13 protein-coding genes are annotated in these 15,519 nt (G+C 61.7%); 8 read left to right on the forward strand and 5 right to left on the reverse strand.

Features of this window, described 5'->3' with window-relative positions; genetic code table 11:
- Positions 1-8: 8 nt before the first annotated feature.
- Entirely contained in the window at positions 9-917 is a 909-nt protein-coding gene (locus SULPSESMR1_RS14190) for a nickel/cobalt transporter (RefSeq protein ID WP_089421405.1), read from the reverse strand.
- Complete coding sequence (locus SULPSESMR1_RS14195; RefSeq protein WP_089421406.1) at positions 902-1,552, reverse strand: DUF1007 family protein; 651 nt, start codon at positions 1,550-1,552, stop codon at positions 902-904. Before SULPSESMR1_RS14195 ends, SULPSESMR1_RS14190 begins: the two co-directional genes overlap by 16 nt.
- A gap of 93 nt (positions 1,553-1,645) precedes the next feature.
- Here SULPSESMR1_RS14195 and SULPSESMR1_RS14200 point away from each other — a divergent pair, with 93 nt between their 5' ends.
- From SULPSESMR1_RS14200 to SULPSESMR1_RS14210, 3 genes are read left to right on the forward strand one after another with little or no spacing between them, the layout of a single operon-like run.
- Positions 1,646-3,547 carry a PAS-domain containing protein gene (locus SULPSESMR1_RS14200; RefSeq protein WP_089422341.1) on the forward strand — a complete coding sequence of 634 codons (1,902 nt, stop codon included), beginning with the start codon at positions 1,646-1,648 and terminating at the stop codon, positions 3,545-3,547.
- Positions 3,544-4,254: a response regulator transcription factor gene (locus tag SULPSESMR1_RS14205; protein WP_089421407.1), complete on the forward strand. Its 711-nt coding sequence runs from the start codon at positions 3,544-3,546 to the stop codon at positions 4,252-4,254. Before SULPSESMR1_RS14200 ends, SULPSESMR1_RS14205 begins: the two co-directional genes overlap by 4 nt.
- Before the next feature lie 2 nt (positions 4,255-4,256).
- Complete coding sequence (locus SULPSESMR1_RS14210; protein WP_089421408.1) at positions 4,257-4,517, forward strand: WGR domain-containing protein; 261 nt, start codon at positions 4,257-4,259, stop codon at positions 4,515-4,517.
- 27 nt (positions 4,518-4,544) lie between these two features.
- Here SULPSESMR1_RS14210 and SULPSESMR1_RS14215 read toward each other — a convergent pair whose 3' ends face one another.
- Positions 4,545-5,729 (reverse strand): hydantoinase/carbamoylase family amidase, encoded by a 1,185-nt coding sequence (locus tag SULPSESMR1_RS14215; protein WP_089421409.1) that lies wholly within the window; start codon positions 5,727-5,729, stop codon positions 4,545-4,547.
- Positions 5,730-5,808: 79 nt separating this feature from the next.
- Here SULPSESMR1_RS14215 and SULPSESMR1_RS14220 point away from each other — a divergent pair, with 79 nt between their 5' ends.
- Complete coding sequence (locus SULPSESMR1_RS14220; protein ID WP_089421410.1) at positions 5,809-7,512, forward strand: Hsp70 family protein; 1,704 nt, start codon at positions 5,809-5,811, stop codon at positions 7,510-7,512.
- Positions 7,502-8,674 (forward strand): hypothetical protein, encoded by a 1,173-nt coding sequence (locus tag SULPSESMR1_RS14225; RefSeq protein WP_114284792.1) that lies wholly within the window; start codon positions 7,502-7,504, stop codon positions 8,672-8,674. The genes SULPSESMR1_RS14220 and SULPSESMR1_RS14225 overlap by 11 nt, the downstream gene beginning before the upstream one ends.
- Before the next feature lie 15 nt (positions 8,675-8,689).
- Here SULPSESMR1_RS14225 and fdhF read toward each other — a convergent pair whose 3' ends face one another.
- Entirely contained in the window at positions 8,690-11,458 is a 2,769-nt protein-coding gene (gene fdhF, locus SULPSESMR1_RS14230; protein WP_089421412.1) for a formate dehydrogenase subunit alpha, read from the reverse strand.
- Between the two features lie 120 nt (positions 11,459-11,578).
- Positions 11,579-13,000: an MFS transporter gene (locus tag SULPSESMR1_RS14235; RefSeq protein WP_089421413.1), complete on the reverse strand. Its 1,422-nt coding sequence runs from the start codon at positions 12,998-13,000 to the stop codon at positions 11,579-11,581.
- Positions 13,001-13,174: 174 nt separating this feature from the next.
- On the opposite strand from SULPSESMR1_RS14235, the gene SULPSESMR1_RS14240 reads away from it, so the two are divergent.
- Genes SULPSESMR1_RS14240 through SULPSESMR1_RS14250 form a run of 3 tightly spaced genes read left to right on the forward strand, consistent with a single transcriptional unit; the run spans position 13,175 to position 15,514 of the window.
- Complete coding sequence (locus SULPSESMR1_RS14240) at positions 13,175-13,828, forward strand: histidine phosphatase family protein (protein WP_089421414.1); 654 nt, start codon at positions 13,175-13,177, stop codon at positions 13,826-13,828.
- 22 nt (positions 13,829-13,850) lie between these two features.
- Positions 13,851-14,468: a glutathione S-transferase family protein gene (locus SULPSESMR1_RS14245; RefSeq protein ID WP_089422342.1), complete on the forward strand. Its 618-nt coding sequence runs from the start codon at positions 13,851-13,853 to the stop codon at positions 14,466-14,468.
- Entirely contained in the window at positions 14,465-15,514 is a 1,050-nt protein-coding gene (locus tag SULPSESMR1_RS14250; RefSeq protein ID WP_089421415.1) for a saccharopine dehydrogenase, read from the forward strand. Before SULPSESMR1_RS14245 ends, SULPSESMR1_RS14250 begins: the two co-directional genes overlap by 4 nt.
- The last annotated feature ends 5 nt before the right edge of the window (positions 15,515-15,519 follow it).

Below are 15,519 nucleotides of genomic sequence, written 5' to 3' on the forward strand. Positions count from 1 at the left end.
ACGAATTGTTACACGGCGCGCAAAAGCAACCCGCCCGCACCGATCACAACCAGCGCGCCGGCGGCAATCTCGACCACAGGCAGAAGGCTTGCAGCCAGCGGGCCACCCGCTACGCTGGCCAGCAAACCGCTGCGCAGCCCCACCGCTCCGGTGCCCACGGCGACGGTGACCACCGCCGTGCCAATCGCCATCGCAAAGACACCTGCAATCCCCGCAGCCACAATGCCCATGCCATGCGTGATCACCAATACGAACAACGCCCCCGTACAGGGTCGGATCGCAACACCCGCAATCAGCATCAACGCCTCGCGCAGCGATCGAACGCCCGCGACTTCCTCGACGCTGGGGGCATGGCGATGGCCGCAACTGGCACAAGTATCGTGCGCATGGTCGTGATCATGCTCGCCGTGATCACCCGCCAAAGGACGCCGTACCAGCCGCCGCACACCACGCCCCAACAACCACAGCCCGATCAGCACAACCGCACCGTAACTGACCGGCGCCATAACATCTTCGGCCGCACCGACCATCTGCTCGCGAGTCAGCGCAAACAGCCAAAGACCGCCCTGCACCAACACAATCGCGGTCACCGCCTGCCCCAGCGACGACAGCAACGCAATCACCCCCAGCCGCAATACCGTCACCCGACGCCCCAGCCCGTAGCCGCCAATCAGCACCTTGCCATGCCCAGGCCCAACCGCGTGAAAGAACCCATAGGCAAAACACACACCCAGCAGCGTCCAGAACGCGCCGGAATTGCCCGCCCGCGTGGCGCGCAACGTCAGCGCCATCTCGTTTTGAAAGGAACGTTGGTATCCGGCAGCCATCTGACCGATTTGCCCCATCCCGCCACCGGGCCACAGCCACCAGCACAGCGCGGCCACCACCACCAACAGAACGATCAGCGGTCCGCGCATGTTATCTCGACTTCGGTGGCAAAGGCTTCGCCCACTTCGGGGAACCCCTCTTCAATCGCATCCTGATCTCGGCCCAGCTTGGTCAACGCCCCCTGAAGCTGCTGCATCCCCGCATCCAGATCGGGCAGGTTCCGCACGATGGCGCAGCCCTCAAGACCCTGCACCCTCACGTTCATGGTGACATCGTAAGAAGTGTAATAGGTCGGATCAAACGGCTTCATCGACAAAATATGCCCTGCCATCGCAGGTGTCCCCGCCACGTCCCGCACATGCGTTGTGACAAGACGCCCTTCGCGCATGACCAACGTCACATCGCGCGGGCGCGACAGTTCCAACGACCCACCATCCAGCCGTGCCACCAGATCGCCATCAAACCCTTCAATCCACTGCATGTCAAAGCCACGCAATTGCGCTTCTTCATCCGGTGTAAGAACCGCGTTGCCGTCCGGATCCAGCCCGTAATCTTCAGTGATCAACAGCGAATAGAACGCATCATAGGCCCATGTGACCTTGACCGCCTGCAAAGCACCCGCGTCGTCCACGATTGCGGTCAGACCCGTATCAATAAAGATATGCGGATGCGCCTGCGGAGCAGTAGCGGTGCAAATTAGTACGATTGCAGCAAGGGTTCTCATGGCGCAATCTGTACCCACCTTCGCGGGCCCGCGCAAACCACCCCTTTGCGAATGCGGCCCGTGGTGCTACCCCCATCGGCGGAGGATTGCCACGTGCCACGCAACGATGACCAGAACAGGGCGCTGACCACCGCCGGGTTGAACCTGATCGCTCAGGCGCTGTCGATCTATGACAACGACCTGCGGCTATCGGTCTGCAATGTGGCGTTCCAGCAGATGTTCAACCTGCCCGATATGTTGGTCAAACCGGGGGCCACGTTCGAAGACACAATCCGTCACATTGCCACCCACGGCGAATACGGCCCAATCGACGACATCGAGGCCTTTGTGTCAGAGCGTGTCAGCACCGCCCGCGCGTTCGAGCCGCATTATATGGAGCGCACCCGCGCCAACGGGCGCACCATATCGGTCGAAGGCGCGCCGCTGCCTCAGGGGGGCTGGGTCACAGTCTACACCGACATCACCCGCACCAAGGATCAAGAGCACATGCTGCGCGCGCGCTCGGATGCGCTGTCGGATATGGTGCTGTCACGCTCGGAAGAACTGGCCGCGACCAACCGCCAGTTGTCCGCCACCGTCGCCGCTCTGGAAGAGGCCAAGCGCGAATTGACCGAAATGGAGGCCCGCACCCGTCTGGTCACCGAAATGATGCCAGCCCACATCGCCCACGTCGATGAAACCGGCCATTACACCTATACAAACCGCCGCCTGTCCAGCATCATCCCCGACCGGCCCCGCGACCTTATGGGCTTGCACATCTCTGACGCACTTGGCCCCGCGAACTACACCTTGATCGCACCGCACCTGCAATCCGCCTACGAAGGCCGCGCATCGGTGTTCGAATTTACAGACGCCCCCAGCGCCCGCCGCATCCGCGCGGCATTCACCCCCGATACTGCGCAGGGTGCCTATATCCTATCGATGGACGTGACCGAAGAAACCCAAGCCCGTGTTGCCCTGCAACAAAACCGCAAACGGGCCTTGGCGGCACAGATGACATCCGGTCTGGCGCATGACTTTTCCAACCTTCTGACCATCATCCTCGGCCTGCAAAGCAAGCTCGAACGCATGGATGGCCTGCCGGAAGACGCAGCGCCCCTGATCGAAGGCACGCGCGCCGCCGCCCGTCGTGGCGGCCACCTGCTGGACGGCATCGCCAACGCCACCGCCGCACGCGTCCTGCGCCCCGGTCCGGTCGAAGTGGCAGGTCTGCTGGCCGACGTGGCCACTCTGGCCTCGCCCACCTTGCCCGCTGGCCAGACCCTGCGCGTTGACTGCACCCTGCCCGCAGGGCCGCTGTTGCTGGACACCGGCATGGTTCAGGACAGCCTGCTGAACCTGATCCTGAACGCCCGCGACGCCTGTGGCGCAAAGGGAACCATCACTCTGACGGCTGCAGCGCTCGGGGACACTTGGGTGGAATTCACCGTTACCGACACCGGCCCCGGTTTTTCCGAAGAGGCCCTGCACAAGGCGTGCGATCCGTTCTTTACCACCAAAGGCGGCGAAGGTTCGGGGCTGGGTCTGCCAATGGTCTATGACATGACGAAATCCGCTGGGGGCCACCTCGGCCTGAACAACACCCGCACCGGTGCCGAAGTACGTTTGCGTCTGCCGCTGAACCGCCCCGCACCGGTGACAGGCGGCATGGTCCTGCTGGTCGAAGACCGCGACGACCTGCGCGCGCTTTACCGCGATATGCTGATGGGGCTGGGCCATTCCGTAGTCGAGGCAGCCAGCGTCGACGAGGCCACCGCCCTTACCGCCGATCTGCCCGACATCGGCCTGATCCTCAGCGATATCCGGCTGGGCGCAGCCTCGGGCATTGATCTGGCAGACCGCCTGAAAGACGCAGGCACACCGATCATCCTGATGACCTCGCTGCCGGTCAGCGATCCCACGCACCGCGCCGCCCTGAAACGCGCGCCGGTCCTACAAAAACCCTTTTCAGCGGACGACCTTGCCGCGCTTCTGATGCCACAGGCCGCCCAATGAGCAAACCCGACAGCCCCCTTGTAACAATCCTTGACGACGAACCGGCCATTCGCACCATGCTGGCCGACGCGCTGGAAGAGGCCGGATTTCGCACCCTCAGCTTTGCCCGCGCCTCGGCCTTCGAGGCAGCGCTGAAAACCCACCAGCCCGATGTCTGTCTGGTCGATCTGGGCCTGCCCGACACCGACGGGCTGACCATTGTGCACCGGCTGGCCCTGGAACAGGGGGCCACGGTCATCATCATCTCGGGCCGCGCGCAGGTGCAGGACAAGGTGACGGGGCTGGAACTGGGCGCCGACGATTATATCATCAAACCGTTCGATCCCGCCGAAGTCGTGGCCCGCGTCCGCGCCCGCCTGCGATCCACCCAGCAACCCGTGCACAGTGGCAACACCGCCAGATTCCAGGGTTGGACCGCCTACTTTGACCGCTACGTCCTGACCGACGACGCGGGTTCGGAAACCCCCTTTTCCCACGCCGAAGGCGAAGTGCTGCGCCTGTTCCTGTCCAGCCCGCGCCGCCTGATCTCGCGCGCGCAGATGCAGGAGTCGCTGGGCGGCGGTGCGGGCGAGAGCTTTGACCGCGCGATGGATGTGCGCATCTCGCGGCTGCGCACAAAACTGCGCGAAGATCCAAAAAACCCGCAATTGATCAAGACAATCTACGGCGCAGGTTATATCTTTCTCGGAGACGTCCACTGGAGCTGACGATGCTGCAAGCCCTTCTTTACCGCACCGGCAAAGCCCGCCCGCTGTTCTACCGCGTCGAGATTTCGCGCAACCTGTTCGAAGAGGCATCGGTCACTCGTGAATGGGGCGCCGTGGGTGGCACCCCGCGCACGATCACCTCTTGCCACACCGACCTGCGCGCCGCGTCCCGCGCGGCAGACACGCACCGCCAACGCGCTCTGGACCGCGGATATATACGTGACGCCTCCCATCTTCATCTTGCCAGAACAACTCCGGGGTGAGCCCGCAAGGGCGAGGGGCAGCGCCCCTTACCCCGCCAGCACCTGATCAACCGCGCGCGCCATCACGCGCAGACCCGTCACCAGATCCTCTTCGGCGGTGTCTTCCTCGAACGCATGGCTGATCCCGCCAATCGACGGCACGAACAGCATCGCCACCGGCATCAGCTTTGACACGTTGGTAGCATCATGCAGCGCGCCCGAAGGCATTTTGCGCCACTTCCCCGGTGCCTCCGCCTCGGCTGCCGTCTCCAGCGCACTGCGCAGGCCGTCGTCCATCTGCACCGGCTCCAACCCCAGCATCGGGCCAAAGTCCAGCTTCATATTGCGCTCTTGCGCAATCTCGGCGGCCAGTTCGCGGATGATCGTTTCCATCCGCAGCAGCCGGTCGCCGTCCCCGTCGCGCCACTGCATCGAAAACCGCACCTGTCCGGGCACAATCGACGATGCATTTGGCGACAGGGACACATGGCCAATGGTCCAGACCGTGCTGGGCGTCACCACATTGCGCAAGCGGTCGTTCAGCGCGGTGTTGAACGCGCTCAGCGCTTGAAACGCATCCTGCCGCAGATGCATCGGCGTGGTGCCCGCATGGTTTTGCTGGCCGGTCAGGGTCACCGCCATGTCGCGGATGCCGACGATCTGGCTCACCACGCCGATCTGCTCGGCGTTGGCCTCCAGGTACGGACCCTGTTCGATGTGCATCTCGATAAATCCGGTAAACTGCGCCGAATCGACGTCGCCGGTGACCATGCCCGCCACCGCCTGCCGCGCATCCGCCAAGGACACGCCTGAATGGTCCAGTAGCCCATCCGCCGTGTCCAGCGCCAGATTGCCCGACCAAACCGCACTGCCCGTGGTCACGCCAAAGCGGCCCTCTTCGTCCTGAAACGACACCACGGACACGCCGCCGCCTGCCGCCCGCGCGATCTCAAGCGCCGCGATCACGCCCAACGCACCGTCCAGCCAGCCGCCCGTGGGCTGGCTGTCGCTATGCGATCCCAACAACAGCGACGGCCCCTCCGCCAGACCGAACAGATTGCCCATCGCGTCCATTTCGACCCGCAATCCGGCATCGCGCATCTGATCGGCCAGCCAATCCCGCGCCGCCACGTCGGGTTCGGAATAGGCGGGCCGCACCACGCCCACTCCCTGCGCGCCAAAGCTGCGCAGCATGTGCAAATCCTTCAGAAACCGTTGTCCATCTACCTGCATCTTCGCCCCTCGCGGTTGACCACCGCTCTGCCTCAAGAAATAACGTGGGCAACATGCCCCGCGACAAGGTACAAAGTCCATGACCCAGCCCATCATCGGTATCGATCTTGGCACCACAAACTCGCTGATTGCCGTGTTCGAAGACGGTGCGCCGCGCCTGTTGGTCAATGCGCTGGGGCATAGGCTGACGCCTTCGGTGGTGTCCATCGATGGTGACAATGTACTGGTAGGTGAGGCCGCACGCGACCGCCAGACCACCCACCCCAAAGACACCGCCGCTGCGTTCAAACGCGCGATGGGCACCAAAACCACCTTTCGTCTGGGCCGCAAGACCCTGCGTGCCGAGGAACTGTCGGCGCTGGTGCTGCGCAAACTCAAAGACGACGCCGAAGCGGCTCTGGGCCAGACCATCCGCGATGTGATCGTTTCTGTCCCTGCCTATTTCAATCAGGGTCAGCGTCAGGCCACGATGGCTGCCTGCGCGATGGCCGACCTGAACGCGGTGCGGCTGGTCAATGAACCCACAGCGGCGGCACTGGCCTATGGATTGCAGGACCGCGACGGCGAAAGCCAGTTTCTGGTCTTCGATCTGGGCGGCGGCACCTTCGATGTCACCGTGCTGGAACATTTCGACGGAGTGATGGAGGTAAAGGCTTCGTCCGGTGATGCCTTTCTGGGCGGCGATGATTTTTCCGAAGCATTGGCCAAGGCGATGGCCGACAAGACCGGCACACCATGGGCCAAACTGGGTAAGGACACGCAGCAGCAATTGCGACTTCAGGCAGACGTGGCCAAGCGACACCTGAGCGGCAAGGACAACTTTGCGGCCAAGCTGAAGCTTGACGGCGCACACCACACCATCACCCTGACCCGCGACGACTTCGAACAGGCCGCAGCCCCGCTGATCAAGCGCCTGCACCGCCCGATTGAACGGTGCTTTTATGACACCGGCCTTGATACCGACGCGCTGGACCGCGTTATTCTGGTCGGCGGGGCCACCCGAATGCCCATGATCCGCCAGATGGTCGCGCGCCAGTTCAGACGGCTGCCCGAAATGTCGATCGATCCCGATCACGCGGTGGCACTGGGCGCCGCCGTGCAGGCCGCGCTGGTGGCCGAAGACCGTGCACTGGATGATGTGGTGATGACCGACGTATCGCCCTTTTCAGTGGGTATCGAAACTGCAACCAAGCTGAAAAACGGCACGGTGATCGGCGGTTTTTTCCAACCCATCATCGAACGCAACACGCCGCTGCCCGCATCGCGCGAACGCAGTTTTTCCACGATGGATGACAACCAGACCAAACTGCGCATCGACGTCTATCAGGGTGAGGCCCCCAAAGTCAGCGACAACGTACATCTGGGCCAGTTCCATCTGGACGTGCCCAAGGGCAAAGCCGGTCACGAGGGCCTGTTCGTGCGCATCACCTATGACCCTTCGGGTTTGATCGACGTCGAGGCCACTTCGGTTACGACCGGCAAAAAGGCGGGCGTGGTGATCCGCGACAACGTATCGAACCTGACCGAAGCCGACATCGCCAAGCGGTTGAAACAGATGCAATCGTTCAAATTGCACCCGCGCGAAGACGAGGAAAACACCGCCTTTCTGGCCCGTATCCGACGGCTGTACGAGATGGCAACAGGTGATGACCGACACCTGTTGCAAGGTATGTTAATGAATTTCGAAGGCGCATTGGAGGGACAAGACCCCGCCGAAATCTCGCGGATGCGCGGCGACATGGGCGAAACGCTGGACCGGATCGACGATTATTATGTCTCCTAGCTGGCCGTGGTCCGAACTGGGCCTGGAACAACAAGTGACCGAACGTGAGGTCAAACGCGCCTATGCCACGCGGCTAAAACAGATCGACCGCAATGACCCAGCCGTCTTTGGCGCACTGCGCGATGCCTTTGCGGCGGCCAAGAACGGAGCGCTCAGGGACAAGACACCAGCCAAACGCCCCCGCATGAAAGATATTGTGGAAAGGCGCACCGGTCTGGATGATGCGCAGCCCATACCGCTCTGCGAACCTGTCAGACCCGCGCACGATCCCTCCGGGACAGGCACCGATGACACTTCGGACATCGAACCTCCAACCCGAATTATTAAGGCCCCCGCACCGGCGACACCGGACCAGACTGAATATGCAGAAGAGCTGTTCGCCGACATTCCGTCCAAACCGGCACCCAAAACCGCTGCTCCGCCCCCGTGGGGCATCGGCATTGGCAAACTCGACATCTTGGCGCAAGAGGATCTGGCCGAAGCACTCTCGATATTCCAAACAAAGTTCGACGAGGCGCTACGCCCGTGGCCATGGCACACAAAGATGCTGGATGCGCTGTTGTCGTTGAACATAGCCCACGATCTGACCCTGCGCCGTGCTTTAGAGGTACAGATATACGACAATCTTGTACATCAACTGGGTGACCCCGAGCTTGGCTATCCCAGCGAAATGGCCAGCGTGATCGAAACGCATTTTCTGTGGGCCACGGACGGCGTTGGTTTCCACAAACGCATGGGACGGCGGCCGAATGCACAGCTGGTGATTTATGGCCATACTCGGTCTGTGCCGCAATCGCTCAGGCCCGCCGCCCCGCAACCGGCAAAAAGCGCCGCCTCGTACTTTGTCCACAAAGCCGGAATTTTCACCGTGCTTTATATGATCTCACTGGGCGGCCAAAGCTTTGACGGCCCCGACGAAGTGTTTATTCAACTGGTTGCGCTTGCAATATTCTTTTTGGTCATGCGCTGGTTGACCGGATTGGGCACCGCCATTGTCGTCAGCATTGTCAGACTGGACAGACTTGTTATGCGGGCCGCAAACTGGGCGTTTCCCGAAACAGCACACAGGCTGGCAACGGATGCAGGTTTTCGCAAACTGGGCACCTTCGCTCTGACAGCTGTATTTATCGCGATCTTTTTCATCACTGAAAAATACAGCTAACCACGCCGCAGCCGCCTATTCAGCGGCTACGGTGTTATCCTGCGCAGCTTCGACCCGCACCGCCGAGAATTTGAACTCGGGGATTTTACCAAAGGGGTCAATCGCCGGATTGGTCAGGATGTTCGCCGCCGCCTCGACGTAGGCAAAGGGCAGGAATACCATATCGGGGGCAACCGAGCGGTCTTCGCGGGCCATCACCGTGATACTGCCCCGCTTGGTGGTCAGCCGCACATGCCCGCCTGCCGCGACGCCCAGTTTGCGCAGGGTGGACGGATGCAGCGAACAGTTCGCTTCGGGTTCCAGCCCGTCCAGAACCGAGGCGCGGCGGGTCATCGATCCTGTGTGCCAATGCTCAAGCTGGCGGCCTGTTGTCAGGATCATCGGATACTCTGCATCAGGCACATCATCGGGGGCGATCACCGCCGCAGGGGTGAATTTAGCGCGGCCGTCCTTGCGCGGGAAACCCTCGCCAAAGACAATCGCCTGCCCGGGGTCTTCGGGCGAAAGCGACGGATAGGTCACCGCGTTCTGCGTCTCAAGCCGGTCCCATGTGATGTTGTTGAACGACGGCATGTTCAGCTTCATTTCGGCAAAAACCTCGGCCGGTCCGGTATAGGTCCAGCCCAACCCCAACCGCTTGGCCAGTTCCACCTCGATCCACCAGTCTTCTTTCGCTTCACCCGGAGGCGCGACCGCAGCGCGGCCCATCTGGACCTGTCGGTTGGTGTTGGTCACTGTGCCGGATTTCTCGGCAAAGGCGGATGCGGGAAGGATCACATCGGCGTAATTGGCGGTTTCGGTGATAAAAATGTCCTGCACCACCAGATGGTCAAGCTTGGTCAGCGCGTCGCGGGCGTGTTCGACATCAGGGTCGGACATTGCGGGGTTTTCACCCAGCACATACATCGCCTTGATGTCGCCGTCGTGGACCGCGTCCATGATCTCGGTCACGGTCAGGCCCTTCTGGCCGGAAAAGTCCTCGGTGCCCCAGACCTCGGTGAACGCGCGGCGCACGCCTTCGTCGGTCACGTCTTGATAATCGGGCAGAAACATCGGGATCAGCCCCGCATCCGACGCACCCTGCACGTTGTTCTGTCCGCGCAGCGGGTGCAGACCGGTTCCGGGCCGTCCCACCTGTCCGGTCATCAGCGCCAGTGAGATCAGACAGCGACTGTTGTCGGTGCCGTGAATGTGTTGCGACACCCCCATGCCCCAGAATATCATCGCCGCTTTGGCTCCGGCAAAGGTGCGGGCGACATCGCGCAGTACCTCGGCGTCGATACCGCACATCGGGGCCATTTTCTCGGGGCTGAAATCCTTCAGGTGGGCCTTTTCGGCCTCCCAATTCTCGGTGTAGGCGTCAATGTACTGCCGGTCATAGAGCTTTTCCTCGACAATCGTGTGCATGATCGCGTTCAGCATCGAAACATCCGCACCGGGGCGGAATTGCAGCATATGGCTGGAAAAACGTTTCAACGCCTGCCCGCGCGGGTCCATCACGATCAGCTTGCCGCCGCGTTTGGTGAACTGTTTGAAATAGGTCGCCGCAACAGGATGGTTTTCAATCGGGTTGGCGCCGATCACGATGGCCACGTCGGCGTTTTCAATCTCGTTAAAGGTGGCCGTAACAGCAGCCGAACCGACGTTCTCCATCAAAGCCGCCACAGACGACGCATGGCACAGCCGCGTGCAGTGATCGACGTTGTTGTGGCCAAAGCCCTGACGGATCATTTTCTGAAACAGATAGGCCTCTTCGTTGGTACATTTTGCGCTGCCAAAGCCTGCCACTTCGCGGCCCCGCCCCTTTAAACCACGGGCCGCGAAATCCAGTGCTTCGTCCCACGACGCCTCGCGGAAATGGGTTTGCCAGTTGGCGGGGTCGACGTTCAAACCCTTGGCAGGCGCGTCATCGCGACGGATCAGCGGCTTGGTCAGGCGGTGATCGTGGTGGATATAGTCGAAGCCAAAGCGCCCCTTGACGCACAGGCGGCCTTCGTTTGCGGGGCCGTTGATGCCGTCAACGTATTTGACCTTGCCGTCCTTGACCTTCAGGCTGATCTGGCAGCCGACACCGCAGAAGGGGCAGATGCTTTCGACCTCGGAATCGTAATCCGCGCTGTCACCCACCTGATCGCTATCCACAACCGTTGCAGGCATCAGCGCACCAGTGGGGCAGGCCTGTACACATTCGCCGCACGCGACGCAGGTGCTGTCACCCATCGGGTCAGCCATATCGAAGACCGGATAGGTGTCATGCCCGCGTCCCGCCATACCGATCACATCGTTCACCTGCACTTCGCGGCAGGCGCGCACGCAAAGCCCGCATTGAATGCAGGCATCAAGGTTCACGCGCATCGCAACGTGGCTGTCGTCCAATAGCGGAATACGGCCCTCTTCCAGCTTGGGAAACCGGCTGTGGGTCACGCCGTTCAGCGCGGCCATGTCCCACAGGTGGGCGGATTTATCGTGGGCCACATCTTGCGCGGGCTGGTCGGTGACCAGCATTTCGACAACCATCTTGCGGGCGGTTTCGGCGCGGGCGGAATTGGTGGTGACAACCATGCCTTCACTGGGTTCGCGGATGCAGGACGCGGCCAAGACCCTTTCGCCTTCGATTTCGACCATGCAGGCGCGGCAGTTACCGTCAGGGCGATATCCGGGAGCCGGTTTGTGGCACAGATGCGGGATGACCAGTCCGCGGCCATTGGCCACTTCCCAGATGGTCAGACCGGCCTCGGCCTCGACCTCTTGACCGTCCAACACAAACTTAACGACGTCCGACATCACTCTTGCCTCCCAAAACGTTCCCCCCTTCTATCAAGGCGAGGACGCATGCGGGACTCCCATTCCCGACGCCCGAACCCGAATTTGCGCCACTGTCGTTTCCGATAGAGGTCGCTTGGTTCACCTGCGCACAAAAGCCACCGTTGCCACCAGCCCCAGTGCCGCCAGCGGCAGACAGGCAATATAGACCCATTCCGCCACCTGAATGGCACTGGGGCCAGTGGTCATCGTCAGAATGCCCGCAGCATTCGCCACCAGCCCGACATAGACCGCACCCAGTGCATACCCCAACCTCTGCACCGTCGGAATCGCACCCGCCACGCGCTGCACTTCGGCGGGTGCGGCCAATGCCTCGGTCCGCCGCAGAACAAAAGTCCACGCCATGCCAAAGCCGCCACCTTCCACCAGTGCAATCAACGCGATCAGCCACAGTGACCCGTGCGGCACCGCATAAAGCATTGCAGGTACGCTGGCCGCCACCAACCCCATGCCCAGCGCAATCATCAGCCGGTCGGTTCGTTCAGACAAGCCACTGACAAGGATCGCGGTCAGGGTCCAGCCCACCGATCCGCAACTGACGACATAGCCGACAGTCAGCGCAGGAGCCTGATGGATCGCGGTGATCAGCAACGGGCCAAAGGCCGCAATGGCAATGGTGGCCATCGACAAGGTCACGATCATCACCAACGCCGCCCCGATGGGTGTGCGCAGATCAAACGGGCGCAGCGGCAGCATCCGGTTGTCACCTGCCCGCGCGTCCAGCCGCACAAACAGCACCAGCGCCGCCACACCACATAAAATCATCAGCCCACTGCGCAGAAGCGCAATATTGACCCCGCTGGCCGCAACCAAAAGAATCGCAAGACACAGCAATCCCAAGCGTCGGAACGGAAACACCTGACCAGCGGTTTGCAAAGGCGGCTGGTCGTGCTGACGCAAAAAAACCCACGCGCCCAAACCAAAGGCCACCGCGCCAAAGCAGATAAACCCCCAGCGCCACGTAGCATAGGCCACAAAAACCCCACCAACAAGCGGCCCTAAAAAGGCTGAAACACCCCAGATGGTCGACACCACAGCCAGCGCACGCGCGGCATAGCGTCTGGGAAACAAGACCCCGATCGCGATAAAGCACATCGCGACCAGACCGCCACCGCCCAACCCTTGCAACGTGCGTCCGGCCAGAAACAGCGTCATCGTCGGGCTGGCCGCGCTAAGCAGACAGCCCAACCCGAACATCCCTGCAGCCAGCGCCATCGGATGCCGCAACCCCATGCGCATGGTCAGGATCGCACTGGCCGCACCCGCCACGATCGACCCCATTTCATACAGCGATACCGACAGGCCAACCAACGACGCGCCGTTGATGTCGGACACAATCGAGGGCAGCATTGTGGCCACGATCAGACTGTCGGCGGCGTGCAACATCACAGCAAGGCTGACCAGCACAAGTGCCGCCGTGTGACCACTGCCCAGAAATTCGCGCCATGACACATAGGCATCGGACACAACGTGCGGGGTGCTGGTATCGGGGATCTGGGTCATCGTCTTCTCCTGTTGACGATACCCTTTGTATTTCCTCAACCATAGTTGAGATCAAGCCTGCATTTTACAGGTGCGACCCCAACTGGCCCCGAAAATTTCACCACCGCCCCCGCACGGCACTTTTCATGCCTGCGCCCCTCGCCTACAAGGTCGGCAAAGCGCGAAAGGCTGCCCATGTCCCACATCACTCTTATCCGTCACGGTCAGGCCAATTCCGGTGCCACCGACGAGGCATCCTATGACCGCCTGTCGCCGCTGGGCTTCCAGCAGTCCGCATGGCTGGGCGCGCACATGCGCGAGACCAAACAGCATCATATGCGACTGTATACAGGCACCCTGCGCCGCCACATCGAAACCGCCGACGCGATGGACACCGGCCTGATTCCCACCCGCGACGGACGGTTGAACGAACTCGAGTATTTCAGCCTTGCCGCCGCACTGCGCGACGAACAGGGCATTCCCATCCCGACCGAACAAGTCGAGTTTACGGCACACCTACCACGGGTTTTTGCCGCTTGGCAGAATGGTGAAATCGTCAACGTCCCCGAAACGTTCGAACAGTTCGAAACCCGCGTCAGCACCGCCCTGACCGAGATTGCCGAAGGGGACGGCCCCGCGCTGGTGATTACATCAGGCGGGCTGATCTCAATGGCGATGCGTCAGCACATGGGCTTGGACATTCGCGCGATGGCCAACTTGGCCCTTGCGATCATGAACACTTCGCAACACCGCCTGTTTCCGGTTGGTGGCACGTGGTGTCCGGTCCTGTTCAATGCCGTCCCGCATCTGGAACACCCCGATCGGCACCACGCGCAAACCCACGTTTGATCCTTTCAGAAAGGCCATCCAAATGCAGCTTTATTACACACCGGGTACTATCTCGATTGCCGTTGCGATCACGTTGGAAGAGGCCGGGCTGGACTATACTCCCGTCAAAGTCGACTTTGCCGAAGCCGAGCAGATCAAGGCACCCTATCTGGCCAAGAACCCCAAGGGCCGCGTGCCGACGCTGGAAGTTCAGGGCCAGCTTTTGACCGAAACCGGCGCACTGCTGGACTATATCGCAGCCTCTGCACCCCAAGCAGGTCTGGTGCCTGCAAATCCGCTGGATGCCGCCCGGATGCGCAGTGTGATGTACTATGTGGCCTCGACAATGCACGTAAACCACGCCCACAAAATGCGCGGCAGTCGCTGGGCCGACCAGCAGTCCAGCCATGATGACATGACGGCAAAGGTGCCACAGACGATGGCCGCATCGGCGCAATACATCGAAGATCACGCGCTGCAGGGGCCCTTTGTGATGGGTGACACACTCAGCCTTGCCGATCCGTATTTGTTTGTAACCTGCAACTGGCTGAAGGGCGATGGCGTCGATCCCGCAAACTATCCACGTATTTCGGCGTTCATGGCCGCGATGGAGGGCCGCGCCTCGGTCAAGGCGGTGCGCGCGAATGGTATGTTGCCATGACACATCTGTGGGTCCGTGCCGAACAACGCGACAATGAGGAACGTGTGGGGCTGACGCCGGACGGGGTGCGGCATCTGATTGACGCAGGCATCAAGGTAACAGTCGAAGACAGCCCGAACCGTTGTATCCCCATCGACGGATTTGCCGAGGCCGGGGCCGGGATTGCCAAGGCCTTTTCGTGGCCAAGCGCCCCGACGGATGCGATCATCTTCGGACTGAAGGAACTGCCCGAAGACGGTACGCCGCTGCCGCACCGGCACATCATGTTCGGCCACGCCTTCAAGGGCCAGCCCGCAGGTTTGCGCCTGTTGCAGCGGTTCAAAGCGGGCGGCGGCACGCTTTATGATCTGGAATATCTGGTAACGCCCGAGGGCCGCCGCGTCGCTGCCTTTGGCTACTGGGCAGGCTATGCGGGCGCTGCCGTCGCGTTGAAATGCTGGGCCGCTCAGCAGCGTGATGCACAGTGCGGCCCTGTGGGCACCTATCCGTCGGCGCAGGCATTGCGCGACGATTTGCAGACCGAGATGGGCGACGCCGACCGCCCCGATGCGCTGGTCATCGGTGCTTTGGGCCGTGTCGGCACGGGTGCGGCAGACCTGTGCGAAGCGATGGGAGTCGCGGTGACCAAATGGGACATGGCCGAAACCCGGTCCGGCGGACCATTCCCGCAGGTGTTGCAGCACGCGCTATTCTTCAACTGCATTCTTGCCCGTCCCGGCACGCCGGTGTTCGTGCCTGCATCGGCCACGACCGACGCCCGTGCGCTGCGGGTGATCGGCGATATCGCCTGCGATCCCGACAGCGACTTTTCTCCGATCAAGGTCTATGACCGCACCACGACATGGGACGCCCCGGCGCTGCGCGTTCACGACACGCCCCCGCTGGACGTCACCGCCATCGACAATCTGCCGTCGATGCTTCCTCTGGAAAGTTCGGAGGATTATGCAGGCCAACTGCTGCCCAGCCTTGTCACGCTGACCGATATGGACAGCGGCGTCTGGGGACGTGCAAAGGCCACGTTCGACGCCCATATGGCCCAACTGTGAAACAA

Origin of the sequence: Pseudosulfitobacter pseudonitzschiae (assembly GCF_002222635.1) — a bacterium.
In the GTDB taxonomy this organism is placed as follows: domain Bacteria; phylum Pseudomonadota; class Alphaproteobacteria; order Rhodobacterales; family Rhodobacteraceae; genus Pseudosulfitobacter; species Pseudosulfitobacter pseudonitzschiae_A.

Bases quoted from the DNA above. Each gene is read 5' to 3' on its own strand.
- SULPSESMR1_RS14190 (WP_089421405.1), bottom strand. From the start codon at position 917: ATGCGCGGACCGCTGATCGTTCTGTTGGTGGTGGTGGCCGCGCTGTGC.
- SULPSESMR1_RS14195 (WP_089421406.1), bottom strand. From the start codon at position 1,552: ATGAGAACCCTTGCTGCAATCGTACTAATTTGCACCGCTACTGCTCCG.
- SULPSESMR1_RS14205 (WP_089421407.1), top strand. From the start codon at position 3,544: ATGAGCAAACCCGACAGCCCCCTTGTAACAATCCTTGACGACGAACCG.
- SULPSESMR1_RS14210 (WP_089421408.1), top strand. From the start codon at position 4,257: ATGCTGCAAGCCCTTCTTTACCGCACCGGCAAAGCCCGCCCGCTGTTC.
- SULPSESMR1_RS14215 (WP_089421409.1), bottom strand. From the start codon at position 5,729: ATGCAGGTAGATGGACAACGGTTTCTGAAGGATTTGCACATGCTGCGC.
- SULPSESMR1_RS14220 (WP_089421410.1), top strand. From the start codon at position 5,809: ATGACCCAGCCCATCATCGGTATCGATCTTGGCACCACAAACTCGCTG.
- SULPSESMR1_RS14225 (WP_114284792.1), top strand. From the start codon at position 7,502: ATGTCTCCTAGCTGGCCGTGGTCCGAACTGGGCCTGGAACAACAAGTG.
- fdhF (WP_089421412.1), bottom strand. From the start codon at position 11,458: ATGTCGGACGTCGTTAAGTTTGTGTTGGACGGTCAAGAGGTCGAGGCC.
- SULPSESMR1_RS14235 (WP_089421413.1), bottom strand. From the start codon at position 13,000: ATGACCCAGATCCCCGATACCAGCACCCCGCACGTTGTGTCCGATGCC.
- SULPSESMR1_RS14240 (WP_089421414.1), top strand. From the start codon at position 13,175: ATGTCCCACATCACTCTTATCCGTCACGGTCAGGCCAATTCCGGTGCC.
- SULPSESMR1_RS14245 (WP_089422342.1), top strand. From the start codon at position 13,851: ATGCAGCTTTATTACACACCGGGTACTATCTCGATTGCCGTTGCGATC.
- SULPSESMR1_RS14250 (WP_089421415.1), top strand. From the start codon at position 14,465: ATGACACATCTGTGGGTCCGTGCCGAACAACGCGACAATGAGGAACGT.